Genomic DNA, 24,394 nt, shown 5'->3' with positions numbered 1-24,394 from the left:
TCAGGCCGGATTAGGGATATCAATAAAGGTTACATCCAGATCGGTATTTTCCGTCAGCCACTCGCTGAGGGCACGAATACCGCCGCGCTCGGTGGCATGATGCCCGGCCGCGTAGAAATGCAGCCCCTGTTCACGTGCCGAATGAATGGTCTGCTCGGAAACCTCGCCGGTGATAAAGGCATCGACACCGAAGCGCGCGGCGCTGTCGATAAAGCCCTGCCCGCCCCCGGTGCACCAGGCAACACGCTTCACCGTATCCGGACCGGTATCGCCGCTCCACAGCGGACGACGCCCCAGGCGCGCTTCAATCCACGAGGCCAGCTCCAGTCCGGGAACCGGCATCGCCAGCTCGCCCCACGGCACCAGTGGCTCGATTTCGCCCATTACGGTGATCCCCAACAGTCGGGCAAGCTGAACGTTGTTGCCAAGCTCCGGGTGCGCGTCCAGCGGCAGGTGGTAACCGTACAGGTTGATGTCATTTGCCAGCAACGTTTTCAGGCGGTTGCGCTTCATGCCGCGAATAATCGGTGATTCGTTTTTCCAGAAGTAACCGTGATGGACAATCACCGCATCGGCTTCCTGACGGACAGCCTCGTCCAGCAGTGCCTGGCTTGCCGTGACGCCGGTGATAATTTTCTGCACCGTTTCGCGCCCTTCTACCTGCAGGCCATTTGGACCGTAGTCGCTGAAGGAGGCGGTATTGAGTTTTTCGTTAATCAGGCGTTCCAGTTCGCTGTTTTTCATCATCACTCTCTTATGCTTTGCGGGCCGCTTCGTACGCAGCCAGCGTGGCGACACGCGCCTGTTTATGGTCGACGATCGGACGGGGATAATTCAGTTTTACACGCTGTTTATCCGCCCATGCCCACGGTTCGTGGATCGCTTTAGCCGGTATCTCTTTTAGTTCAGGGAGCCAGCGGCGGATAAACTCGCCGTTCTCATCAAATTTTTGTCCCTGAGTGGTTGGATTAAAAATCCGGAAATAGGGAGCCGCATCGGTGCCCGTAGAGGCCGCCCACTGCCAGCCGCCGTTATTCGCGGCGAGATCGCCGTCGATCAGTTGAGAAATAAAATAGCGCTCTCCGATACGCCAGTCGATAAGCAGATCCTTTACCAGAAAACTCGCGGTAATCATTCGCAGGCGGTTGTGCATCCACCCCGTCTCATTGAGCTGACGCATCGCGGCATCAACAATCGGATAGCCCGTCTCCCCTTTTTTCCAGGCCTGTAAAAGTGCCTCATCATGCTGCCATTTTACGTTGTCGGTCCAGGGAATGAACGGACGATGCTTACAGAGATCGGGATGATACGTCATCAGATGGCGGTAGAACTCACGCCAGATAAGCTCGTTCAGCCAGACAGAACCGGTGCCTCCATCCAGCGCCTGCGGCTGCTCGGCCAGAAGACGGTGTAAACACTGGCGAGGAGAGATCGCGCCCAGCGCCAGACAGGCCGACAGGCGGCTGGTGCCCTCGATGGCCGGAAAATCCCGCCGCACGTCGTAGTTGGCCGCGTCCTGTTTGCAGAACTGGCGGAGTTGAGCGATAGCCGCTTTTTCATCGGCGGGGAACAGCGTTTTATCAAACGGCTCCTGTGGGTAGTCAAACGTCAGTTCAGACAGGTCCTTCAGGGGTTCGCCCCTCGCGGCAGGCGCGGCAACGCACTCCGGCAGCGACTCTTTCAGACGCTTGATAAAGGCATTTTTAAACGGAGTGAAAACTTTATACATCTCACGGTTGCCGGTCATCACGCTGCCCGGCGCCAGCATCACGCTGTCATCAAATCCTTCACAGACCACATCCTCCAGCATCTTCTCCAGCTGACGGTCGCGCTGCTGCTCGTTGAATTCGTACTGATAGTTGTAAAAAAGATGCGTGACGTTGTGCTGCTTACAGGTCTCCTGCACCGTCTGCAGCTGTGCGGCAAAATCACTTACCTCTTTATAAATCAGCGGTATGCCTTTTCCGGCAAGCGAATGCTGCAGATCGGTCAGATACGCACGCAGCAAGGCCGCCTGGCGTGGCGCCATATCATGCTGCCGCCACTGCTCGGGCGTAGCCACAAACAGAGCCAGTACGTTAGCGTCTTTGGCGCGGCAGGCCGCCGCCAGGGCGATGTTGTCATGTACGCGCAGGTCCGCGCGAAACCAAACCAGATGGGTGGGCATAAAACTCCAGGCAAATATCCATTATGTCCGTAAGGGCATGCCGTAAAAGGAAAAAGCATGCATTGAACTACTTTGCCATGAAGTGTAGACGGGATGAAATAAAAAAGGCCGCCCAAGGCGGCCTTAACGCTACTTGTCCTGCGCTATCGTGGTAAATGCAACAAACCCGATCGGTTCATCACTTTTGACAACGAGTACGCTGGCGACAATGAACGCGATGCAAAAATAGCGTTTCATTATGCGGTCCCTGCTGCTAACCGCTCCACCGTTCACCACCGGTGATAAGTCGGTGGACACAAGCCCGGGTAGGCGGGCTGCTTTACGGCTGTAAAAATACCTTTCCCAGGACCGATGCCCATTTGCGAGATGGCGGAAAGGGACGCCGCATCATAATGAACATCCGCTGCAAAGGTAAGATACTCGAAGAAAATTAGGACTTTATAAAGGCCTGGAGGGATTGCCATCTGCTTACAGGAGGGTATGATAAAAATCCCGGGTAGGGGCTGCAAGACCACCCAACGGACCGCGAATCCCGAGGGACAAAAAAACCGCCACATTGCTGTTGGCGGTTTTTTTATTGCTGTGTGTCGTCTTAGTAGAAGTCGCAGGTCGCTTTCTCGGCCTGATCCATCCATACCGGCTTCTCGCTGGTTTTCGCCCAGACGCGGTGCAGATAGCTATAAAAACGTGCACGATCTTTCCAGAACAGCATCACCGGCAGAGCCAGCACGCCAGCCACTACGGCGAAAGCGCGGCGTATGAACACGATATGAGCCGGAAACTCTTTATAAAGATCCATATTTTTCTCCCCTATAGTTGGCCGGAAACGTCATCCGGAAAATTCAAAATCTGTGACCTGGCTAAAATAATATCGCTTTGTTTGTAATTTTACTACTCATCCGACCACTTATTTTCGTCCGTTTAGCCAAAATTTACATTCACGCCGTAATTAAGTTACAAAAAAGTTAACAATTTACTTATCAATAGTTAAATTGTGGGCTTTGCCATTTTTATACTTTTTTTACACCCACCCTTCTCATTTTTGCGAAATCTTTGCGCCATAAATCCTACCGTTAGCACAACAACAAAAGTCACCCGGAGGTGGATTGTGAGTGCAGGTCTTATTGCCGGCATCGTGCTGGTGTTCCTGTTATTGGGTTATCTGGTTTATGCCCTGATTAATGCGGAGGCATTCTGATGGCTGCTCAGGCGTTTTTGCTTATTGCCAGTTTCTTAGTGGTGTTGTTCGTCCTGGCAAGGCCACTGGGCTCGGGGCTGGCACGGCTGATCAATAACGTTCCCCTGCCCGGCACGGGAAGCGTTGAAAAAGGGATCTGGCGCGTACTGGGTGTAGACGATCGGGAGATGAACTGGCGTGACTATCTGATCGCCATTCTGCTGCTGAACATTGTCGGACTCATTGCGCTTTTTGCCATGCTGATGTTGCAAGGCATCCTGCCGCTGAATCCGCAACAATTACCGGGCCTGTCCTGGCATCTTGCACTGAACACGGCAGTCAGTTTTGTCACCAACACCAACTGGCAGTCCTATTCCGGTGAAACCACGCTCAGCTACTTCAGCCAGATGGTCGGATTAACCGTGCAGAACTTCCTCTCTGCCGCCAGCGGTATTGCGGTGATCTTCGCGCTGACGCGTGCGTTTGCACGTCAGAAAGTGAGTACGTTAGGTAACGCATGGGTAGACCTGACGCGCATTACGCTGTGGATCCTGCTGCCGATTGCGCTGCTGATCGCGCTGTTCTTCATTCAGCAGGGCAGCCTGCAAAACCTGCTGCCTTACGCACCTTATACCTCGCTGGAAGGCGCAAAACAGCTCCTGCCTATGGGGCCAGTGGCGTCGCAGGAAGCCATCAAAATGCTCGGGACGAACGGTGGCGGCTTCTTCAACGCCAACTCCTCGCACCCGTTTGAAAACCCTACCGCCCTGACCAATTTTGTGCAGATGCTGGCGATTTTCCTGATCCCCGCCGCGCTCTGCTTTGCCTTTGGCGACGTGGTTAACGATCGCCGTCAGGGGCGTACCCTGCTCTGGACCATGTCGCTTATCTTCGTGGTCTGTGTTGCGCTGGTGATGTGGGCCGAATGGCAGGGTAATCCGCACTTCCTCTCACTCGGGGCCGATAGTGCAATCAATATGGAAGGTAAAGAGAGCCGCTTTGGCATTCTCGCCAGCAGCCTGTATGCGGTGGTCACCACGGCAGCGTCCTGCGGGGCCGTCAATGCCATGCATGATTCCTTTACGGCGCTGGGTGGCATGATCCCGATGTGGCTGATGCAGATTGGCGAGGTGGTGTTTGGCGGCGTGGGCTCCGGTCTTTACGGCATGCTGCTGTTCGTGCTGCTGGCGGTGTTTATTGCCGGTCTGATGATTGGCCGCACCCCGGAATATCTGGGTAAAAAAATCGACGTCCGCGAGATGAAATTAACCGCGCTGGCAATCCTGGTCACCCCGGCTCTCGTGCTGCTCGGCACCGCGCTGGCGCTGATGACCGAGGCCGGACGCAGCGGCATCTTTAACCCCGGCATTCACGGTTTTAGTGAAGTGCTGTATGCCGTCTCCTCTGCCGCCAACAACAACGGCAGCGCCTTTGCAGGCTTAAGCGCCAACTCTCCGTTCTGGAACTGTCTGCTGGCGTTCTGCATGTTCGTGGGCCGCTTCGGGATCATTGTGCCGGTTATGGCGATAGCCGGATCGCTGGTGAACAAAAAAATCCAACCGACCACCACCGGGACATTACCGACCCACGGCGCGCTGTTTATCGGCCTGCTAACGGGCACCGTGTTGCTGGTCGGCGCCCTGACCTTTATCCCCGCCCTCGCGTTAGGCCCGGTCGCGGAATACCTCTCTTTACGCTGATTTTGCGGAGAAATTGTCATGAGTCGTAAACAACTGGCCCTGTTCGAACCGTCATTAGTTCGCCAGGCGCTCATGGATGCGGTGAAAAAGCTGAGCCCGCGCGTGCAGTGGCACAACCCGGTGATGTTTATCGTCTGGGCGGGAAGCGTCCTGACCACCGCCCTGGCGATTGCCATGGGAACGGGCCATATGCCGGGAAATGCGATGTTTACCGGCGCCATCAGCCTGTGGCTGTGGTTTACCGTGCTGTTCGCCAACTTTGCGGAAGCGCTGGCGGAAGGCCGGAGCAAAGCCCAGGCCAACAGCCTGAAAGGGGTGAAAAAAACCGCCTTCGCGCGCAAGTTACGTGAGCCGAAATACGGTGCCCAGATGGACCACGTTCCGGCGGATGAACTGCGTAAAGGCGATGTGGTGCTGGTGGAAGCCGGTGACATCATCCCTTGCGACGGCGAAGTCATTGAAGGGGGCGCATCGGTGGATGAAAGCGCCATCACCGGTGAATCCGCGCCGGTGATCCGTGAGTCCGGCGGCGATTTCGCCTCCGTGACGGGCGGGACGCGCATTCTCTCCGACTGGCTGGTGATCCAGTGCAGCGTTAACCCGGGTGAAACCTTCCTCGACCGGATGATCGCCATGGTGGAAGGCGCACAGCGCCGGAAAACGCCAAACGAGATTGCCCTGACCATCCTGCTGGTGGCCCTGACCATCGTCTTCCTGCTGGCAACCGCCACGCTGTGGCCGTTCTCCGCCTATGGTGGTACCGCGGTCACCGTCACGGTGCTGGTGGCGCTGCTGGTTTGTCTGATCCCTACCACCATCGGCGGCCTGCTGTCGGCCATCGGCGTGGCTGGCATGAGCCGTATGCTCGGTGCCAACGTCATCGCCACCAGCGGGCGTGCCGTAGAAGCCGCCGGTGACGTGGATGTCTTGCTGCTGGATAAAACCGGCACCATTACCCTCGGTAACCGCCAGGCGTCTGATTTCTTACCCGCCCCGGGCGTGGATGAAAAAACGCTGGCGGATGCCGCCCAGCTCTCATCTCTTGCCGATGAAACCCCGGAAGGCCGCAGTATTGTGATCCTCGCCAAGCAGCGCTTTAACCTGCGCCAGCGCGACGTTCAGAGCCTGCACGCCACCTTCGTGCCCTTCACGGCGCAAACCCGCATGAGCGGCATCAACATCCAGGATCGCATGATCCGTAAAGGCTCGGTTGACGCGATTCGCCGCCACATTGAGGCCAACAATGGTCACTTCCCGCCGGAAGTGGACAGTCTGGTCGAAAGCGTGGCCCGTCAGGGGGCGACGCCGCTGGTGGTGGCCGAAGGCGCTCGCGTGCTCGGGGTGATTGCGCTGAAGGATATCGTCAAAGGCGGCATCAAGGAGCGCTTTGCCCAGTTGCGTAAGATGGGGATCAAAACGGTAATGATCACCGGGGATAACCGTCTTACCGCCGCGGCGATTGCCGCCGAAGCGGGCGTGGATGATTTCCTTTCTGAAGCCACCCCGGAAGCCAAGCTGGCACTGATTCGTCAGTATCAGGCGGAAGGCCGTCTGGTGGCGATGACCGGCGACGGGACCAACGATGCCCCTGCCCTCGCACAAGCCGACGTGGCGGTGGCGATGAACTCCGGAACCCAGGCAGCAAAAGAGGCGGGCAACATGGTCGACCTCGACTCTAACCCGACCAAGCTGATTGAGGTGGTGCACATCGGCAAGCAGATGCTGATGACGCGCGGGTCGCTGACCACGTTCAGCATCGCCAACGACGTGGCGAAGTATTTCGCCATCATTCCGGCCGCGTTTGCCGCGACCTATCCGCAATTAAACGCGTTGAACGTGATGCACCTGCACTCTCCAGCCTCGGCGATTCTGAGCGCAGTCATCTTTAACGCCCTGATTATTGTCTTCCTGATCCCGCTGGCGCTGAAGGGCGTGAGCTACAAGCCGCTCACGGCGGCCGCCATGCTGCGCCGTAACCTGTGGATTTATGGCCTGGGCGGGCTGGTGGTGCCCTTCGTCGGTATCAAGGTTATCGACCTGCTGTTGACGCTGTTCGGCCTGGTTTAAAAGGTGAATCAAATGACCATGTTACGCCCCGCTATACTTCTGTTTATTCTGCTGTCTCTCATTACCGGCGGGTTGTACCCGCTGGTGACCACCGCGCTGGGCCAGTGGTGGTTTAAGGATCAGGCTAACGGCTCGCAGATACAGCAAAACGGTGAAAACCGCGGTTCTCGCCTGATTGGTCAGAACTTTACGGATGCCCGCTACTTCCAGGGACGCCCTTCCGCCACTGCCGAAAGCCCGTATAATCCGATGGCATCCGGCGGCAGCAACCTGGCGGGCAGCAACCCTGAACTGGACAAAGCCGTCGCTGAGCGCGTAGCAGCCCTGCGCGCCGCGAATCCGCAGGCCAGCCGTGACGTCCCCGTGGAGCTGGTGACCGCCTCGGCCAGCGGGCTGGACTACAGCCTGACGCCGGCAGCGGTGGCATGGCAGATCCCGCGCGTTGCCGCTGCCCGTCAGCTGACCGTCGAACAGGTGAGCAGGCTTGTGGCAGAGCACACGCAAAAGCCGCTGGTCAGCTTCATCGGCATGCCTGTGGTAAATATTGTTGAGCTGAATCTGGCGCTGGACGCGCTAAGGAAAAACTAAATGACCGACGAGCCCATGCGCCCGGATCCGGACAGGCTGCTCGAACAAACAGCTGAAGCCCATCGCGGCAAACTGAAAATTTTCTTCGGCGCCTGCGCGGGCGTCGGGAAAACCTTCGCCATGTTGACGGAAGCCCAGCGGCTTCGGGCGCAGGGGCTCGATATTCTGATCGGCGTGGTTGAAACCCACGGACGTAAAGAGACAGCATCACTGCTGAAGGGGCTGGCTACCCAGCCGCCCCGCCGCATCAGCCATCGCGGTCGGTTAGTCACTGAATTCGATCTCGATGCCGCCCTCGCCCGCCGTCCCGCGCTTATCCTGATGGACGAGCTGGCGCACAGCAATGCGCCTGGCTCACGCCATCCAAAACGCTGGCAGGATGTTGAAGAATTACTTGAAGCCGGTATCGATGTGTTCACCACGGTTAACGTTCAGCATCTCGAAAGCCTGAACGACGTGGTCAGTGGCGTGACCGGCATTCAGGTGCGCGAGACGGTGCCCGACCCCTTCTTTGATTCCGCGGACGAGGTGGTGCTGGTTGACCTGCCGCCCGATGATTTGCGCCAGCGCCTGCACGAAGGCAAAGTGTATATCGCCGGCCAGGCCGAGCGCGCCATCGAACATTTCTTCCGCAAAGGCAACCTGATTGCCCTGCGCGAGCTGGCCCTGCGCCGAACCGCCGACCGGGTGGACGATCAGATGCGCGCCTGGCGGGACCTGCAGGGCCAGGAACGCGTCTGGCACACGCGAGATGCTATCCTGCTGTGCGTGGGCCACGGCAGCGGCAACGAAAAACTTGTCCGCACCGCCGCGCGCCTGGCGGCCAAATTTGGCAGCGTCTGGCATGCGGTGTATGTCGAAACGCCGCAGTTGCACGCGCTGCCCGAAAACCAGCGTCGCGCGATCCTGAGTTCGCTGCGCCTGGCGCAGGAGCTCGGCGCGGAAACCGCCACCCTTTCCGATCCGCAGGAAGATAAAGCCATTCTGCGCTACGCGCGCGAGCATAACCTGGGGAAAATTGTCATCGGCCGTCGCCAGCATCGCCGCTGGTTTAGCCGCGAATCCTTTGCCGACAAGCTGGCCCGTCGTGCGCCGGATCTGGATCTGGTGATCGTGGCGCTGGACGACAAACCTACCCCCTTACCCAATCGTGCGCCGGACAGCCGCACCTTCAGCGATAAATGGCGCATTCAGCTTCGCGGCTGTCTTGTCGCCGTCGTGCTCTGCACCCTGATTACCGTGATTGCCAGCCAGTGGCTGATTGCGTTTGATGCCGCTAACCTGGTGATGATCTACCTTCTGGGCGTGGTGGTGGTGGCGCTCTTTTACGGCCGCTGGCCGTCGGTCCTGGCGACGGTTGTTAACGTCATCAGCTTCGATCTGTTCTTTATTGCCCCCCGCGGGACGCTGGCCGTCTCGGACGTACAGTACATCCTCACCTTCGCGGTGATGCTCACCGTCGGGCTGGTGATCGGGAATCTGACGGCGGGCGTGCGCTATCAGGCGCGTATCGCCCGCTATCGCGAACAGCGTACGCGTCATCTCTACGAGATGTCGAAATCGCTGGCGGTGGGCCGTACGCCGCTGGATATCGTGCAGACCAGCGAGCAGTTTATTCGCTCGACGTTTCATGCCAGCAACCTGATTTTACTCCCGGACGAACACGGTAAGCTGCGCCCGCTGACCTCGGCCACCGGCATGACGCCCTGGGACGAGGCCATCGCACGCTGGAGCTTTGACAAAGGCTTACCGGCGGGCGCGGGGACGGACACCCTCCCCGGCGTGCCCTATCAAATTCTGCCGCTGCGCAGTGCCGATAAAAATCAGGGGCTGGTCATCGTGGAGCCTTCCAACCTGCGCCAGCTGATGATCCCCGAACAGCAGCGTTTACTGGAGACGTTTACGCTGCTGGTTGCCAGCGCGCTGGAACGACTGGCCCTCACCGCCAGCGAGGAACAGGCCCGGCTGGCGAGCGAGCGTGAAAGCATTCGTAACTCGCTGCTGGCGGCGCTGTCTCACGATCTGCGTACCCCGCTCACCGTCCTGTTTGGTCAGTCAGAAATTCTGACGCTGGACCTGGCGGCGGAAGGCTCTAAACATGCCCTTCAGGCCAGCGAGATCCGCCAGCACGTGCTGAATACCACGCGCCTGGTGAATAACCTGCTCGACATGGCGCGTATCCAGTCAGGCGGATTTAACCTCAAAAAAGAGTGGCTAACGCTGGAAGAGGTGGTGGGCAGCGCGCTGAAAATGCTCGAGCCGGGCCTGGGCGGGCGACATATTGCGCTGAACATGCCCGAGCCCCTGACCTTAATTCACGTTGATGGGCCCTTATTCGAGCGGGTGCTGATCAACCTGCTGGAAAATGCCGCCAAATATGCGGGTGCCAGTGCTCAGATTGGGGTGGATGCGACAGTGGAAGATGGCACGCTTCGCCTTAACGTCTGGGATACCGGCCCCGGCATTCCAGCCGGGCAGGAGTTGGCTATTTTCGAGAAATTTGCACGCGGCAATAAGGAGTCGGCCATTCCGGGCGTGGGGCTGGGGCTGGCAATATGTCAGGCGATCATTGACGTCCACGGCGGGTCCATTTCCGCAGAGAATCGTCCCGAAGGCGGCGCACGTTTTTGTGTTACACTTCCTCTGGAAACCCCGCCAGAACTTAATGAATTACCAGAGGATTTGTGATCAACGTTCTGATTGTTGAAGATGAGATCGCCATTAGCCGTTTTCTGCGCGCTGCGCTGGAAGGAGACGGTCTGCGCGTCCATGATGCGGGTACGCTTCAGCGGGGTTTAATTGAAGCCGCCACCCGCAAGCCGGACCTGGTGATCCTCGATCTTGGACTCCCGGACGGCGACGGCATCGATTTTATTCGTGAAGTCCGGCAGTGGAGCCAGATGCCGATCCTCGTGCTCTCCGCCCGTACGGAAGAGACGGATAAAATCGCCGCGCTGGATGCCGGGGCGGATGACTATCTGATTAAACCATTTGGTATCGGCGAGCTACAGGCTCGCCTTCGCGTGGCGCTGCGTCGCCACAGCGCCACCACGCCTGCCGATCCAACCTACACGTTTGGGGATATCCGGGTTGACCTGGCCGCGCGGCGCATTGTGCGCGGCGAAGAGGAAATTCACCTCACGCCCATTGAATTTCGCCTGCTCGCCGTGCTGCTTAACAATCACGGTAAGGTTCTCACCCAGCGCCAGCTGTTAAGTCAGGTGTGGGGACCCAACGCCGTGGAACATAGTCACTATTTACGCATATATATGGGACACCTTCGTCAGAAACTCGAAGTCGACCCCGCTCGCCCTCGCCATTTATTAACTGAAACCGGTATCGGTTATCGGTTTATGCTCTGAATAACTATTCATTTTATTTTTAATTAAAATAAAAACCTCTCAGAAAATATATCAAAAATAATCCAGTCAGTGTTTTTTGGATTATTTATGTCCATTTAAAACATTGATAAAACGTCCTGTTAACTCATCGGTAACAAATCAGAGTTTTGATCTGCGATATTCATCAAAAACGACTATTTATTTCTGAAATGATCGGTTAACGGTGATCTTCTTCACAGTTAATCGCCTTTTCCTGGATAAAATGACCGTGCTTTCAATTACTGAAAGGAAAATGAATCATGGAAAACAACAATCGTTTAATGCCCCATATAAGGCGGACAACACATATCATGATGTTTGCCCACCGAAACTGCTTTGACTTTCATCTCTTTAATGCCCGGTAGTCCTTCGACTTCTGGCGCACTCGCTTACAGGTTATCCTGAAACATCTTATTTTACAGGCTTTTGCCTGTGAACTCGTGCGCTCATTCATTTTGATTCAGACTCATCCGCACCGGGCGGACTGAATTTCAATCATCAAAAAAGCAATGTACTGATTTTAATCAGCGGCCACCCTTTGCTTTTTTTCCGGAAAATTATCGATTTCTTTCTTGCAAGAAATCGAGGGACGCTTATTACCTAAAATAAAGAGAGAAAGATGAAAAGTTTAAAAATCGCAGCCAGCCGTGCATGCCCGGATTGCTTTACCACCCAGCGTGAACTGGTGGATGTCAGAACCTCTGATTATATCGACGTTGCCGCTATTGTGCTGGCGGTCAGTGATATTACCGACGGCATACTGGAGGAAATAGAAGCCACCGGATTTGGCATTCCTGTTTTTGTTGCGACGCATAAAGAAGAGATCATTCCGGCAGACTATTTATCGCGCATTCATGGCGTATTTGAGTATTCAGACACCAGCAACGACTTTTATGGACGCCAACTGGAAGCGGCTGCCCTGCGGTATGAAACCCAGCTGCGCCCGCCGTTTTTCCGCGCCCTGGTCGACTATGTGAAGCAGGGCAACAGCGCGTTTGACTGCCCGGGTCATCAGGGCGGCCAGTTCTTCCGCCGCCATCCTGCCGGTAATCAGTTCGTTGATTTCTTTGGCGAGAGGCTTTTCCGCGCCGATCTGTGTAACGCCGACGTCGCAATGGGCGATCTGCTGATTCACGAGGGCGCGCCGTGCATTGCGCAGCAACATGCAGCGAAGGTCTTTAATGCCGATAAGACCTACTTCGTGCTGAACGGCACCTCGTCATCTAACAAAGTGGTGCTTAACGCCCTGCTCACCCCGGGCGACCTGGTACTGTTCGACCGTAATAACCACAAATCCAACCATCACGGTGCCCTCCTCCAGGCAGGCGCAACGCCGATCTATCTGGAAACGGCGCGCAACCCGTACGGCTTTATCGGCGGCATTGACGCCCACTGTTTTGAAGAACATTACCTGCGCGAGCTGGTGGCCGAAGTTGCACCGGGCCGTGCGCGCGATGCGCGTCCGTTCCGTCTGGCGGTGATCCAACTGGGCACCTACGATGGCACCATCTACAACGCCCGTCAGGTGGTGGATAAGATTGGGCATCTGTGTGATTACATCCTGTTTGACTCCGCCTGGGTGGGTTACGAGCAGTTTATCCCGATGATGGCCGACTGCTCTCCGCTGCTGCTGGAGCTGAACGAAAACGATCCGGGGATTTTGGTTACCCAGTCCGTGCATAAACAGCAGGCTGGCTTCTCGCAGACCTCGCAAATTCACAAGAAAGACAGCCACATCAAAGGCCAGCAGCGCTATGTCCCGCATAAGCGGCTGAATAATGCCTTTATGATGCACGCCTCCACCAGCCCGTTCTATCCGCTGTTTGCCGCGCTGGACATCAACGCCCGTATGCATGAAGGCCAGAGCGGCCGCAACATGTGGATGGACTGCGTGGTGAACGGTATTGAAGCGCGTAAGCTAATCCTGGAGAACTGCCGGTATCTGCGCCCCTTCGTGCCGGAGACGGTGGAGGGTCGTCCGTGGGAAAGCTGGGACACGGCGGAGATTGCGACCGATCTGCGCTTCTTCCACTTCGTGCCGGGTGAAAACTGGCACGCTTTTGAAGGCTACGCCGAGCATCAGTATTTTATCGACCCGTGCAAGCTGCTGCTAACCACGCCGGGCATTAACGCCCGCACCGGCGAGTATGACGATTTCGGCGTGCCCGCCACCATCCTCGCCAACTTCCTGCGTGAAAATGGCATCGTGCCGGAGAAATGCGATCTCAACTCGATCCTGTTCCTGCTCACGCCTGCGGAAGATATGGGCAAACTGCAGCAGTTGGTGGCGCAGCTGGTGCGTTTCGAAAAACTGCTCGAGAGCGATGCTCCGCTGAAAGACGTCCTGCCTTCTCTCTACAAACAACATCCGGAACGTTACGCGGATTACACCCTGCGCCAGATCTGCCAGGAGATGCATGACCTGTACGCCCGTCACAACGTAAAACAGCTGCAGAAAGAGATGTTCCGCAAGTCCCATTTCCCACGCGTGATGATGAATCCGCAGGACGCGAACTATGCCTATCTGCGCGGAGAAGTGGAACTGGTCTCCCTGCGCGACGCGGAAGGCCGGAAGGCGCCCTGCCTTATCCGCCGGGGGTGCTGTGCGTTGTCCCTGGGGAGGTCTGGGGCGGCTCCGTGCTGCGCTACTTCACCGCGCTGGAAGAAGGCATCAACCTGCTGCCGGGCTTTGCACCGGAGCTGCAGGGTGTGTACGTCGAGGAGTGTGAGGGCCGTAAACAGGTTCGCTGTAACGTCATCAAACAACCCGCCGCTCAGCCCGCGCTGCTGAAAGGAGAGAAATTATGAGTAAGTCCAATAAGATGGGCGTGGTGCAGCTGACCATCCTCACCATGGTGAACATGATGGGCTCCGGCATCATCATGCTGCCCACCAAGCTCGCCGAAGTAGGAACCATTTCAATCATCTCCTGGCTGGTGACCGCCGTCGGCTCGATGGCGCTGGCGTGGGCATTTGCCAAGTGCGGGATGTTCAGCCGCAAGTCAGGCGGCATGGGAGGCTACGCCGAGTATGCCTTTGGCAAGTCGGGCAACTTTATGGCCAACTATACCTACGGGGTATCATTGCTGATCGCCAACGTGGCGATTGCCATCTCCGCCGTGGGCTACGGTACGGAGCTGTTTGGCGCGACGCTCAGCCCGGTACAGATTGGTTTAGCCACCATCGGCGTGCTGTGGATCTGCACCGTGGCTAACTTTGGCGGCGCGCGTATCACCGGACAGCTCAGCAGCATCACCGTCTGGGGCGTGATTATTCCGGTTGTCGGCCTGTGCATCATCGGCTGGTTCTGGTTCAGCCCGACCCTGTACGCCAACTCCTGGAACCCGCACCATGTGCCGTTCTTCAGCGCAGTCGGCTCTTCTATCGCCATGACGCTCTGGGCCTTCCTCGGTCTGGAATCCGCCTGCGCGAACGCAGAAGTCGTTGATAATCCCGAAAAGAACGTCCCGATTGCGGTCCTCGGCGGTACGCTGGGCGCGGCGGTGATCTATATCGTCTCGACGAACGTCATTGCGGGCATCGTTCCGAACATGGATCTGGCCAACTCCACGGCGCCGTTCGGGCTGGCCTTCGCGCAGATGTTCACGCCGGAAGTCGGGAAAGTGATTATGGGTCTGATGGTCATGTCGTGCTGCGGTTCACTCCTTGGCTGGCAGTTCACCATCGCGCAGGTGTTTAAATCCTCGGCTGATGAAGGTTATTTCCCAAAAATCTTCTCCCGCGTCACCAAAGCCGATGCGCCGGTGCAGGGCATGCTGGCGATTGTCATCTTCCAGAGTGGATTGTCGCTGATGACCATTAGCCCGTCGCTGAACAGCCAGTTCAACGTGCTGGTCAACCTGGCGGTCGTGACGAATATCATTCCGTATATCCTGTCGATGGCGGCGCTGGTGATTATTCAGAAAGTCGCGAAGGTTGATCCACGCAAGGCGCGTGCGGCAAATATCGTGGCGCTGATTGGGGCAATCTACAGCTTCTATGCACTCTATTCCTCCGGCCAGGAAGCGATGCTGTATGGCGCGATGGTGACCTTTATGGGCTGGACGCTGTACGGTCTGGTGTCACCGCGGTTTGAATTGAAGAATAAGCACAGTTAGGTAAAAGCAAAACGGCAACCCATGGGTTGCCGTTTTTAGTGTTTTCTCCCTCTCCCTGTGGGAGAGGGCCGGGGGTGAGGGCATCAGCCCGCACCCGAACACCACTTACGCGTTTTTCAGCACTTCGCTGACAATCTCTACCGCTTCTTTCTCAATCTGCTGACGATGCTCAGCGCCGAGGAAGCTTTCGCAATAGATTTTATACGCATCTTCCGTGCCGGATGGACGCGCAGCGAACCAGCCGTTTTCGGTCATCACTTTCAGCCCACCAATGGAGGCGCCGTTACCCGGTGCCGCCGTCAGACGCGCAGTAATCGGGTCGCCGGCCAGGGTGCTTGCGCTGACCATCTCAGGAGAGAGTTTGGACAGGGCTGCTTTCTGGGCTGACGTTGCGCTGGCCTGAATACGGTTATAGCTTGGCGCACCAAAGCGTGCCGCCAGGTCGTTGTAATGTTCCTGCGGGTTTTTACCGGTGACCGCGGTGATCTCCGCCGCCAGCAGGCACATGATGATGCCGTCTTTATCGGTTGACCATGGCGTGCCGTCGAAGCGCAGGAAAGAGGCCCCCGCGCTCTCTTCACCACCGAAGCCAAAGCTGCCGTCGTGCAGACCGTCAACAAACCATTTGAAGCCCACCGGCACTTCCACCAGCTTGCGGCCCAGCGCGTCCACCACGCGGTCGATCATCGCGGAGGAAACCAGCGTTTTACCGACAGCCACCTCTTTGCCCCACTGCGGACGGTGCTGGAACAGGTAGTTAATCGCGACTGCCAGATAGTGGTTCGGGTTCATCAGCCCGGCAGGGGTGACGATACCGTGGCGGTCGTAATCCGGGTCGTTAGCAAACGCCAGATCAAATTTATCACGCAGCGCCAGCAGGCCCGCCATTGCGCACTCGGAGGAGCAGTCCATGCGGATCGCGCCGTCTTTGTCCAGGTGCATAAAACGGAAGGTCTGATCGACGTGATCGTTCACGATGGTCAGATCCAGCTTGTAGTGCTCGGCAATACGTTTCCAGTATTCAATACCGGAGCCGCCCAGCGGATCCACACCCAGCTTCAGGCCGGCTTTCTGGATGGCCGCCATATCGACGATATCCGCCAGACCTTCCACGAACGGCTGAACCAGATCCTGCTCTTTTACGTGGCCGGACGCCATGGCCGCATCCAGAGAGATGCGCTTCACGCCTTTCAGACCGTCGGCCAGCAAGGCGTTCGCACGATCTTCAACCACTTTGGTGACGTTGGTGTCTGCCGGGCCACCGTTAGGCGGGTTGTATTTGATGCCGCCATCTTCCGGTGGGTTGTGGGATGGCGTGATAACGATACCGTCAGCCAGCGCGCCACCTTTTTTGTTGTGTACCAGGATGGCGTTAGACACCGCAGGCGTTGGGGTGAAGCCGTTGTTCTCCTGAACAATCACATCAACGCCGTTCGCTGTCAGAACTTCCAGCACGGAAATAAAGGCCGGTTCAGACAGGGCATGGGTATCTTTCCCCACGTAGCACGGACCGGTAACGCCGTTTTTAGCGCGCTCTTCCGCAATGGCCTGAGCAATGGCCAGAATGTGCGGTTCGTTAAAGCTGTGGCGCGCCGCGCTGCCGCGGTGACCAGATGTACCAAACTTCACTGCGTGTTCTGCGTTGCCCACGACCGGCTTCAGCACGTAATACTGCGCGGTCAGCTGAGCGACGTTAATCAAATCGCTTTGTTGTGCAGGTTGGCCTGCACGGCTGTGATTTGCCATTACCGGGTCCTTCTGATGCAAGGGTTAAATTGTACCGCAAACCTTTTCAATCAATTCCGCCGGGAACTGCATGGACTGCATGATGTGTTCAATCATGCTGCACTTGCGGCCCGTGTTGGTATTGGTGATCACCCAGTACGGGGTGCCAGGAACATGTTTGGGTTTGGTTTGATTGCCATTTTGCAGCAGCGTCTGCTCGTCGCCCGCGAAGTAGACGCGAGTACGACCATGCAGTGACTCGGTCGCTTCAGCAAACGCTTTGTTATCCAGTGAATAAAGTGTAGACAGCACCAGCATAAAGCGGTTGACCGCCTTTTTCTGCTCCGCGTATTCATCGGAGAGCAGCAGCTCGCGCATCGCGCGCACTTTATCTTTTGCCGGCGTCACGGCAGGTTTTGCTTGTGCAACAACGCTTGGCTGAGACACGACATCTTTGGTGACTGGGGTAGCAGGCTGTGAAGCGGCGGAAATTTTAAGCATGCGCCGTAAAATGTCGGACGCGCTCTCCCCGATATGCCGCGTCTGGCTGGCAATATACTGATAGAGTTCGTCATCAACTTCGATTGTTTTCATCTTAATCCAGTGCGATATCTTATCTGAATACAAGTCATTGGGATTATAAGGTCAAATCCCAACAGCGGATAGCGTCAAACCAGGTTGGCGGCAAAAGTCAGATTAAACTGGAACCTTGCAGCCGGGCGGCAGAATGGTCAACATGATACCCTAACCTGACATACGTAAAAAAAGAACTTTGCCATGAAATTGAATACCCGAGCGCAAACTGCACAATCGCCGAACAATAATTCTCCCATCGTACTGGTTCACGGGCTTTTTGGCAGCCTGGATAACCTGGGCGTGCTGGCGCGCGATCTGGTTACCGATCACGATATCTTACAGGTTGATATGCGCAATCACGGTCTTTCCGGCCGTTCCGACGAGATGACCTACGCCGCGATGGCGCAGGATCTGCTGGATACGCTGGATGCCAACGATCTGCAAAAGGTCACCCTCATCGGGCATTCAATGGGCGGCAAAGCGGTGATGGCCCTGACGGCGCTGGCCCCGGAGCGTATTAACGGCCTGGTGGTGATTGATGTTGCGCCCGTGGATTACGACGTGCGCCGTCACGACGAGATTTTTGCCGCCATCAATGCGGTCACCGAAGCGGGTGTCGCGACTCGCCAGCAGGCAGCTACCATCATGCGTGAGCATCTTGATGAAGAAGGCGTCGTGCAGTTCCTGCTGAAGTCGTTTGTTGACGGCCAGTGGCGTTTTAACGTGCCGGTGCTCTGGAACCAGTACAACAATATTGTGGGCTGGCAAACCGTACCCGCCTGGCCGCACCCTACCCTCTTTATTCGCGGCGGTAACTCCCCTTACGTTACCGACGCGTACCGCGACGCCATACTGGCGCAATTCCCGCAGGCTCGCGCCCACGTCATTGCCGGAGCCGGGCACTGGGTGCATGCGGAAAAACCTGACGCCGTACTGCGCGCCATTCGCCGCTATCTTACTGATACTGCAAATTGATTAAAAAGAGAGCGACTGGATGGCTGCGGGCTTCCAGTCGTTGGCGCGCCGTTTTTGGTGATGTATGATGGCGCGCTTATCGCCCGGGCATTAGCAGGGCGGCGTGTTTCCCCCGAAGTCTCAGAATCATGGCCAAAGAACAAACGGACCGTACGACACTAGATCTGTTCGCGAATGAGCGTCGCCCGGGACGACCGAAGACGAATCCGCTTTCGCGCGATGAACAGCTGCGTATCAATAAACGCAATCAGCTTAAACGCGATAAAAATCGTGGGCTTAAGCGTGTCGAACTGAAGCTCAACGCTGACGCGGTCGATGCACTTAACGAGCTGGCCGAGGCGCGAAATATCAGCCGCAGCGAGCTCATTGAAGAGATGCTGATCGCCCAGCTTGAGACATTGCGCGGCCAGGCATAAGTCTGAAAATTCCCTTAATTACCCTTTTCATGTAGCACAGAGTGCAGTCCTGCGCGATAGCTGTTTCCGCAGGGTTGCCAGTTCTGCTATTATTGCCCTTATCCGTGGCCGAATTGCGCCACCATACTATTAAGTTTCAAGAGGTTATTTTACTCATGGCAATCATCGGCATTTTCTTTGGCAGTGATACCGGCAATACCGAAAATATCGCGAAAAACATTCAAAAACAGCTCGGTAAAGACGTTGCTGATGTGCATGACATCGCCAAGAGCAGCAAAGAAGATCTCGAAGGCTATGACATTCTGCTGCTGGGTATTCCGACCTGGTACTACGGTGAAGCCCAGTGTGACTGGGATGATTTCTTCCCGACGCTGGAAGAAGTGGACTTCAACGGTAAGCTGGTCGCCCTGTTTGGCTGCGGCGATCAGGAAGACTACGCCGAGTACTTCTGTGACGCGCTGGGTACCATCCGCGACATCATTGAGCCGAATGGCGCAGTGATCGTCGGCCACTGGCCGACCGCCGGTTATCACTTCGAAGCATCTAAAGGCCTGGCCGATGACGATCACTTCGTGGGTCTGGCCATCGACGAAGACCGTCAGCCAGAACTGACCGCAGAGCGCGTTGAGAAATGGGTTAAGCAGATCCGTGAAGAACTGCACCTGGACGATATTCTTAACGCCTGATTTTTCTCGCGGCGCAACGGCGGTTGCGCCCGTGCACCAGGTCAAACCGATTAAATTAATTGCTACAATCTTTTAACTTTTTCGCCCAGACCTGTACAATGTCTCCCTGATAAATGTGGTTTTCCATCGAGCAAGTTTGTTGGTGATACCCCATTTTTATAAGCATATTTTGCCTGAGACTTGCAGTTTTCATTTAGCCATGGCAGTTCTATAATGAGACGCATTATCCCAGGTGCATTTTCTGTCACTTCCTACAGAAGTGAATCGTTTAGCAACAGGACAGATTCCGCATGACTGACAACAATACCGCATTAAAGAAGGCTGGCCTGAAAGTTACGCTTCCTCGGTTAAAAATCCTCGAAGTGCTTCAGGGTCCAGACAATCACCATGTCAGTGCGGAAGACCTTTATAAACGTCTTATCGACATGGGTGAAGAGATTGGGCTGGCTACCGTCTATCGCGTGCTGAACCAGTTTGATGACGCGGGCATTGTCACCCGTCATAATTTCGAAGGCGGTAAATCTGTATTCGAACTGACCCAGCAGCAGCACCACGATCACCTGATCTGCCTCGACTGTGGCAAGGTCATTGAATTTAGCGATGATTCCATCGAAGCGCGTCAGCGTGAAATCGCCGCGCGTCACGGTATCCGCCTCACCAACCACAGCCTGTACCTTTACGGTCACTGCGCTGAAGGCGACTGCCGTGAAGATGACCACGCGCACGACGCAAAATAAGCGAGTATTCATACTCTGAGCCAGCCGCAAGGTTGGCTTTTTTTTGCCTGAAAAAAAGCCCGGTGGCGCTGCGCTACCGGGCGTAAAGCAACTTATTTATTGTTATTGCGTATCTCGTTCCAGATCTTATCGCAACGCTTCGCCACTTCCTGATCGTTACCGGTTTTACGCGCCTGGATACAGGCCTGGTAATCCATCACCCGGACATTTTCCTGCGTCGCAAACTGCTCGTGCGCTTTTTCTTTCTTCAGCACATTCAGCACGCTCTGGCAGGCTTCAATTTTCTCCGGCGAGCCTTCCGCAGTATTAATACAGGCGCTGTAGGCCTCCCTGAGACGGGAATCCTCTTTCGGTGCCTGAGTCTGGGCGCACGCCACCAGCCCCGATGCCAACAGCGCGACGATTACGATTTTTTTCATCATATGCAGTCTCCGGTCCGGCGGGAGCTGACCCGCCGGACGATTCATCAGAAGATGGTGAACGGTGCGATAACCATGAATTTCACGTCACGTTCATCCTGGAAGATGTTGCCGTAACCGCCCGCGTAGCTCGGGATATCGGAGTGGTTGTCGTACTGGGTGAAGTGCAGTTTGAACATCGTGCCTTTCGCGCGGCCATCCTGCAGGGTATAGATTGCATCCAGGCTGTAGGAAGACTCTTTCAGGCGATAGTTTGGATCGTAGTAAGCATCCGGTGTTGCCATGTCGGCAGGTTTTGCATCCCAGGCGTAAGCGTAAGACGCGCCCACCGCCCAGCCAGGCAGGTTCCAGTTTTTCAGATCGTACATTGCGCCGAAGAAGACCGCTTTCTCACCGTCGGCGTTGAAGTCGGAGCGGTTATCCCACCAGATATCAAGACGACCGTTGGAGGAGGCGTAGGTCGGGGTCATACGCTGCAGGAAGTAGCCCTGCTGCCCTTCTGCTTTCACCCATGTGCCTTCAAGACGCAAATCAACCTGACCGACCTTGTAGCCAAAGGTGAGCGCCTGCAGCCACGCGGTGCCGTCGTAGATGTCGTTGACACCACCGTTACTGACTTTGTCGCGCGTACCGTAGAACTGGTAGCTGGTACTCAATGGGCTACCCGCGATATCGAACTTATAGCTGGCCTTGGCAAAGTATTGATCGATATACCCTTGCGCCTGGCCAAATGCCGCTTCGAGAACCAGATCGTTTTTGAAGTCGTATTTCGCACCCAGCGAGTGGAGGTAATCGACCTTGGTTTTCTTATCGTTCTGGTAGAACTTGTCCATCTCAATGTGCCACGGTGCTTTGTACTCGTTGGTCCACATATAGGAGAAGCTCAGCGCACCCGTATCGCCGTAGTCAAAGTTAGCCCCTGCTTCCGCCCCCTGATAGGTACCCGGCATAAAGCTCCAGTGTGGGGCTAACAGCGTCTGGCCAGTTGGCTGAATATACCCCCCACGCGCCCAGACCGGGCCGTATTTGAATTTCGCTGCGGCTTTGTAAAGGCTGATACCGCTCTTATCCCCGGACCAGTCTTCATCATAGGCTTTGTTGCTGGAGGAGAAGGCGATTTCGTTCGGGTGGCCGCTGTCGCCGTTTTCCGCCATTTCGATCGCGGTGAACGCGGCAATATCCAGACCGAACATATCCGCGGCGTAGCCTGACTGGAAGTCCAGATTGGCGTTCCAGGTGGAGTGCGAGAGGTTGGTTTTGTATTTATCTTCAGTGACGTCTTTACGGTCACGCTCACGCTGCCAGTAATAAATACCGCCCGTGAGGGTAGAATCTTCGATGAAACCCGCTGCTTTTGCCTCTGGCGCAATCACCAGGCCCGACATTGCTGTCACACCGGCAATAGCCAGCGCCAGCGCACTACGTTTGCCACTGAACGTACGCATAGATTATTCCTCTTTGACGAATTAAAACGCCTGAAACGGCGTAAATAAAAAAGACCAAATGGTCAGGGGTAGTTTTAAATACCCTCGAATTAACTACCGTCTTTAGGTTATTTTTCGCGACGCGAATTATCAATGCTTTTCAGCGGGCAAAAGTCAGGATTATGACGAAGTGCACATAATTGGTAGTGCTTTGTAACATTTACAGGAAGGCGAGGAATGACGGGTAATTATCAGGTTTTTCAGTGGCCAGGCGTGAGATTGCGTTCCTTTTTTATCACCTTTTTAATTTTGGCAATGACACAAACTTTTTTTTAAAAAATAAGTAGCACCTCATTGACCTGTTATTTTCAGAACGCCTCTTTAGTCCCTGGCTTAATACTCTGATCGTTAAATAAAAAAAACGCCGCATAATGCAGCGTTTGTCTCTCATTGACCAGAACAGGAATATTATTCGCCGATCTTCGTCCAGGTATCACGCAGGCCTACGGTACGGTTAAATACCGGTTTTTCCGCCGTGCTGTAACGGCTGTCCAGGCAGAAGTAACCTTCACGTTCGAACTGGAACGCTTTGCCCGCTTCAGCCGCTTTCAGGGACGGCTCCGCATAACCCTGCTTAATCACCAGCGATTCCGGGTTGATGGTCGCCAGGAAGTCTTCCGCCGCACCTGGGTTAGGCACGCTGAACAGGCGATCGTAAAGACGGATCTCGACCGGCAGCGCGTGGGTTGCGCTCACCCAGTGGATAACGCCTTTCACCTTGCGGCCATCCGCCGGATCTTTACTCAGCGTTTCAGCGTCATAAGAACAGAAGATGGTGGTGATATTCCCTTCCGCATCTTTTTCAACGCGCTCGGCTTTGATGACGTAAGCATTACGCAGACGCACTTCTTTACCCAGCACCAGACGCTTGTACTGCTTGTTGGCTTCTTCACGGAAGTCAGCGCGGTCAATCCAGATCTCGCCGCTGAACGGCACGTCACGGCTTCCCATTTCCGGTTTGTTCGGATGGTTAGGCATGGAGACCAGCTCGCTCTCGCCCTGCGGATAGTTCTCGATGACCAGTTTCACCGGATCGATAACGGCCATCGCGCGCGGGGCGTTTTCGTTGAGATCTTCGCGAATGCAGGATTCCAGAGAGGCCATCTCAATGGTGTTGTCCTGCTTGGTCACGCCGATACGCTTGCAGAATTCACGGATTGACGCCGCGGTGTAGCCACGACGGCGAAGACCGGAGATGGTCGGCATACGCGGGTCATCCCAGCCTTCAACGTGCTTGTCGGTCACCAGCAGGTTCAGCTTACGCTTGGACATCACGGTGTATTCCAGATTCAGACGAGAGAACTCGTACTGGCGCGGATGCACCGGAATGGTGATGTTATCCAGCACCCAGTCGTACAGACGACGGTTGTCCTGGAACTCCAGCGTACACAGCGAGTGGGTGATGCCTTCCAGCGCATCGCTGATGCAGTGGGTGAAGTCGTACATCGGGTAGATGCACCACTTGTTGCCAGTCTGGTGGTGTTCAGCGAACTTAATACGATACAGCACCGGATCGCGCATTACGATGAACGGCGATGCCATGTCAATTTTGGCACGCAGGCAGGCTTTGCCTTCTTCGAAACCACCGGCGCGCATTTTTTCAAACAGCGCCAGGTTCTCTTCCACGCTGCGATCGCGGAACGGGCTGTTTTTGCCCGGCGCGGTCAGCGTACCGCGGTACTCACGGATCTCATCTGCAGACAGTTCGTCAACATACGCCAGACCTTTGTTGATAAGCTCTACCGCGTAGGCATACAGCTGATCAAAGTAGTCAGAGGAGTAGCAGATATCGCCAGACCAGTTGAAGCCCAGCCATTGCACGTCATTTTTGATGGACTCAACGTATTCGATGTCTTCTTTTACTGGGTTTGTGTCATCGAAACGCAGGTTGCACTGTCCCTGGTAGTCTTGCGCAATGCCAAAGTTCAGGCAGATGGACTTCGCATGCCCGATATGCAGGTAGCCATTCGGCTCCGGCGGAAAACGGGTATGAATTGTGGTGTGCTTACCACTGGCCAGATCTTCATCGATGATCTGACGAATAAAGTTACTCGGGCGGGCTTCAGCCTCACTCATCGTGGATTCCTCAAAGCGTAAACAACGTATAACGGCATATGATCTTATAAGCCGGACGTAGTGACAACCCTTAAAACGTCTCTGAAGAAAATAATGGGGGCAT

The 24,394-nt window shown here is 55.7% G+C and carries 20 protein-coding genes and 1 pseudogene; 13 read left to right on the top strand and 8 right to left on the bottom strand.

Features of this window, described 5'->3' with window-relative positions:
• From ACMGGU_RS04430 to ACMGGU_RS04420, 3 genes are all read right to left on the bottom strand, one after another.
• On the bottom strand, positions 1 to 744 hold the full coding sequence (locus ACMGGU_RS04430; protein ID WP_045909572.1) for a type 2 GTP cyclohydrolase I: 744 nt from the start codon (positions 742 to 744) through the stop codon (positions 1 to 3).
• Positions 745 to 754: 10 nt separating this feature from the next.
• Complete coding sequence (gene phrB, locus ACMGGU_RS04425; RefSeq protein WP_248220977.1) at positions 755 to 2,167, bottom strand: deoxyribodipyrimidine photo-lyase; 1,413 nt, start codon at positions 2,165 to 2,167, stop codon at positions 755 to 757.
• Positions 2,168 to 2,759: 592 nt separating this feature from the next.
• A complete protein-coding gene (locus tag ACMGGU_RS04420) occupies positions 2,760 to 2,966 on the bottom strand; it encodes a YbfA family protein (protein WP_045630853.1) in 207 nt (68 codons plus the stop codon).
• 309 nt (positions 2,967 to 3,275) lie between these two features.
• Here ACMGGU_RS04420 and kdpF point away from each other — a divergent pair, with 309 nt between their 5' ends.
• The 9 genes and pseudogenes from kdpF to potE all read left to right on the top strand — a co-directional run bounded on the left by kdpF (position 3,276) and on the right by potE (position 15,197).
• Positions 3,276 to 3,365, top strand: a complete 90-nt coding sequence (kdpF, locus tag ACMGGU_RS04415; RefSeq protein ID WP_014069365.1) for a K(+)-transporting ATPase subunit F — start codon at positions 3,276 to 3,278, stop codon at positions 3,363 to 3,365.
• Entirely contained in the window at positions 3,365 to 5,044 is a 1,680-nt protein-coding gene (gene kdpA, locus ACMGGU_RS04410; RefSeq protein ID WP_045909575.1) for a potassium-transporting ATPase subunit KdpA, read from the top strand. Before kdpF ends, kdpA begins: the two co-directional genes overlap by 1 nt.
• 18 nt (positions 5,045 to 5,062) lie before the next feature.
• Positions 5,063 to 7,111: a potassium-transporting ATPase subunit KdpB gene (gene kdpB, locus ACMGGU_RS04405; protein WP_008501077.1), complete on the top strand. Its 2,049-nt coding sequence runs from the start codon at positions 5,063 to 5,065 to the stop codon at positions 7,109 to 7,111.
• A 12-nt stretch (positions 7,112 to 7,123) separates the two neighbouring features.
• On the top strand, positions 7,124 to 7,699 hold the full coding sequence (gene kdpC / locus ACMGGU_RS04400; RefSeq protein ID WP_420300274.1) for a potassium-transporting ATPase subunit KdpC: 576 nt from the start codon (positions 7,124 to 7,126) through the stop codon (positions 7,697 to 7,699).
• Positions 7,700 to 10,387: a two-component system sensor histidine kinase KdpD gene (gene kdpD, locus ACMGGU_RS04395; RefSeq protein WP_196364874.1), complete on the top strand. Its 2,688-nt coding sequence runs from the start codon at positions 7,700 to 7,702 to the stop codon at positions 10,385 to 10,387.
• Positions 10,384 to 11,061, top strand: a complete 678-nt coding sequence (kdpE, locus tag ACMGGU_RS04390; protein WP_008501074.1) for a two-component system response regulator KdpE — start codon at positions 10,384 to 10,386, stop codon at positions 11,059 to 11,061. Before kdpD ends, kdpE begins: the two co-directional genes overlap by 4 nt.
• 278 nt (positions 11,062 to 11,339) lie before the next feature.
• A complete protein-coding gene (gene speFL, locus ACMGGU_RS04385; RefSeq protein ID WP_003858645.1) occupies positions 11,340 to 11,444 on the top strand; it encodes a leader peptide SpeFL in 105 nt (34 codons plus the stop codon).
• A gap of 254 nt (positions 11,445 to 11,698) precedes the next feature.
• Positions 11,699 to 13,887, top strand: a pseudogene (gene speF / locus ACMGGU_RS04380) (ornithine decarboxylase SpeF).
• Positions 13,884 to 15,197, top strand: coding sequence for a putrescine-ornithine antiporter (potE, locus tag ACMGGU_RS04375; protein ID WP_008501072.1), 1,314 nt, complete (start codon positions 13,884 to 13,886; stop codon positions 15,195 to 15,197). The pseudogene speF and the gene potE overlap by 4 nt, the downstream one beginning before the upstream one ends.
• A 105-nt stretch (positions 15,198 to 15,302) precedes the next feature.
• Here the strand turns inward: potE and pgm are convergent, their stop codons facing one another.
• Both pgm and seqA read right to left on the bottom strand, forming a co-directional pair.
• Positions 15,303 to 16,943 (bottom strand): phosphoglucomutase (alpha-D-glucose-1,6-bisphosphate-dependent), encoded by a 1,641-nt coding sequence (gene pgm / locus ACMGGU_RS04370; RefSeq protein ID WP_048026964.1) that lies wholly within the window; start codon positions 16,941 to 16,943, stop codon positions 15,303 to 15,305.
• A gap of 24 nt (positions 16,944 to 16,967) precedes the next feature.
• Entirely contained in the window at positions 16,968 to 17,516 is a 549-nt protein-coding gene (seqA, locus tag ACMGGU_RS04365) for a replication initiation negative regulator SeqA (RefSeq protein ID WP_008501070.1), read from the bottom strand.
• A gap of 183 nt (positions 17,517 to 17,699) precedes the next feature.
• On the opposite strand from seqA, the gene ybfF reads away from it, so the two are divergent.
• The 4 genes from ybfF (at position 17,700) to fur (ending at position 20,312) form a co-directional block, all read left to right on the top strand.
• Complete coding sequence (ybfF, locus tag ACMGGU_RS04360; protein WP_252077420.1) at positions 17,700 to 18,473, top strand: esterase; 774 nt, start codon at positions 17,700 to 17,702, stop codon at positions 18,471 to 18,473.
• 128 nt (positions 18,474 to 18,601) lie between these two features.
• Positions 18,602 to 18,889, top strand: coding sequence for a LexA regulated protein (gene ybfE, locus ACMGGU_RS04355; RefSeq protein ID WP_023310772.1), 288 nt, complete (start codon positions 18,602 to 18,604; stop codon positions 18,887 to 18,889).
• A gap of 155 nt (positions 18,890 to 19,044) precedes the next feature.
• Positions 19,045 to 19,575, top strand: a complete 531-nt coding sequence (gene fldA / locus ACMGGU_RS04350; RefSeq protein WP_008501067.1) for a flavodoxin FldA — start codon at positions 19,045 to 19,047, stop codon at positions 19,573 to 19,575.
• Between the two features lie 290 nt (positions 19,576 to 19,865).
• Positions 19,866 to 20,312, top strand: a complete 447-nt coding sequence (fur, locus tag ACMGGU_RS04345) for a ferric iron uptake transcriptional regulator (RefSeq protein ID WP_014169146.1) — start codon at positions 19,866 to 19,868, stop codon at positions 20,310 to 20,312.
• Positions 20,313 to 20,404: 92 nt separating this feature from the next.
• On the opposite strand, the gene chiQ is transcribed toward fur, so the two are convergent.
• From chiQ to glnS, 3 genes are all read right to left on the bottom strand, one after another.
• A complete protein-coding gene (gene chiQ, locus ACMGGU_RS04340; RefSeq protein WP_045909866.1) occupies positions 20,405 to 20,731 on the bottom strand; it encodes a ChiQ/YbfN family lipoprotein in 327 nt (108 codons plus the stop codon).
• 47 nt (positions 20,732 to 20,778) lie between these two features.
• The gene (gene chiP / locus ACMGGU_RS04335; protein WP_252077421.1) at positions 20,779 to 22,176 is read right to left on the bottom strand and encodes a chitoporin ChiP; all 1,398 of its coding nucleotides are present in this window, start codon (positions 22,174 to 22,176) and stop codon (positions 20,779 to 20,781) included.
• A gap of 447 nt (positions 22,177 to 22,623) precedes the next feature.
• Positions 22,624 to 24,291 carry a glutamine--tRNA ligase gene (gene glnS, locus ACMGGU_RS04330; protein WP_045909581.1) on the bottom strand — a complete coding sequence of 556 codons (1,668 nt, stop codon included), beginning with the start codon at positions 24,289 to 24,291 and terminating at the stop codon, positions 22,624 to 22,626.
• Between the last annotated feature and the right edge of the window lie 103 nt (positions 24,292 to 24,394).

This window comes from Enterobacter sp. BNK-8, assembly GCF_048685095.1.
GTDB lineage: Bacteria > Pseudomonadota > Gammaproteobacteria > Enterobacterales > Enterobacteriaceae > Enterobacter > Enterobacter quasiroggenkampii.
The sequence above is the reverse complement of the archived record's forward strand: the minus strand, read 5'-3'. Positions and strand labels throughout refer to the sequence as shown.

Excerpts from the sequence above, each read along its gene's own strand:
- ACMGGU_RS04430 (WP_045909572.1), bottom strand. The coding sequence starts at position 744 with ATGAAAAACAGCGAACTGGAACGCCTGATTAACGAAAAACTCAATACC.
- phrB (WP_248220977.1), bottom strand. The coding sequence starts at position 2,167 with ATGCCCACCCATCTGGTTTGGTTTCGCGCGGACCTGCGCGTACATGAC.
- ACMGGU_RS04420 (WP_045630853.1), bottom strand. The coding sequence starts at position 2,966 with ATGGATCTTTATAAAGAGTTTCCGGCTCATATCGTGTTCATACGCCGC.
- kdpA (WP_045909575.1), top strand. The coding sequence starts at position 3,365 with ATGGCTGCTCAGGCGTTTTTGCTTATTGCCAGTTTCTTAGTGGTGTTG.
- kdpB (WP_008501077.1), top strand. The coding sequence starts at position 5,063 with ATGAGTCGTAAACAACTGGCCCTGTTCGAACCGTCATTAGTTCGCCAG.
- kdpC (WP_420300274.1), top strand. The coding sequence starts at position 7,124 with ATGACCATGTTACGCCCCGCTATACTTCTGTTTATTCTGCTGTCTCTC.
- kdpD (WP_196364874.1), top strand. The coding sequence starts at position 7,700 with ATGACCGACGAGCCCATGCGCCCGGATCCGGACAGGCTGCTCGAACAA.
- speFL (WP_003858645.1), top strand. The coding sequence starts at position 11,340 with ATGGAAAACAACAATCGTTTAATGCCCCATATAAGGCGGACAACACAT.
- potE (WP_008501072.1), top strand. The coding sequence starts at position 13,884 with ATGAGTAAGTCCAATAAGATGGGCGTGGTGCAGCTGACCATCCTCACC.
- pgm (WP_048026964.1), bottom strand. The coding sequence starts at position 16,943 with ATGGCAAATCACAGCCGTGCAGGCCAACCTGCACAACAAAGCGATTTG.
- seqA (WP_008501070.1), bottom strand. The coding sequence starts at position 17,516 with ATGAAAACAATCGAAGTTGATGACGAACTCTATCAGTATATTGCCAGC.
- ybfF (WP_252077420.1), top strand. The coding sequence starts at position 17,700 with ATGAAATTGAATACCCGAGCGCAAACTGCACAATCGCCGAACAATAAT.
- ybfE (WP_023310772.1), top strand. The coding sequence starts at position 18,602 with ATGGCCAAAGAACAAACGGACCGTACGACACTAGATCTGTTCGCGAAT.
- fldA (WP_008501067.1), top strand. The coding sequence starts at position 19,045 with ATGGCAATCATCGGCATTTTCTTTGGCAGTGATACCGGCAATACCGAA.
- fur (WP_014169146.1), top strand. The coding sequence starts at position 19,866 with ATGACTGACAACAATACCGCATTAAAGAAGGCTGGCCTGAAAGTTACG.
- chiQ (WP_045909866.1), bottom strand. The coding sequence starts at position 20,731 with ATGAAAAAAATCGTAATCGTCGCGCTGTTGGCATCGGGGCTGGTGGCG.
- chiP (WP_252077421.1), bottom strand. The coding sequence starts at position 22,176 with ATGCGTACGTTCAGTGGCAAACGTAGTGCGCTGGCGCTGGCTATTGCC.
- glnS (WP_045909581.1), bottom strand. The coding sequence starts at position 24,291 with ATGAGTGAGGCTGAAGCCCGCCCGAGTAACTTTATTCGTCAGATCATC.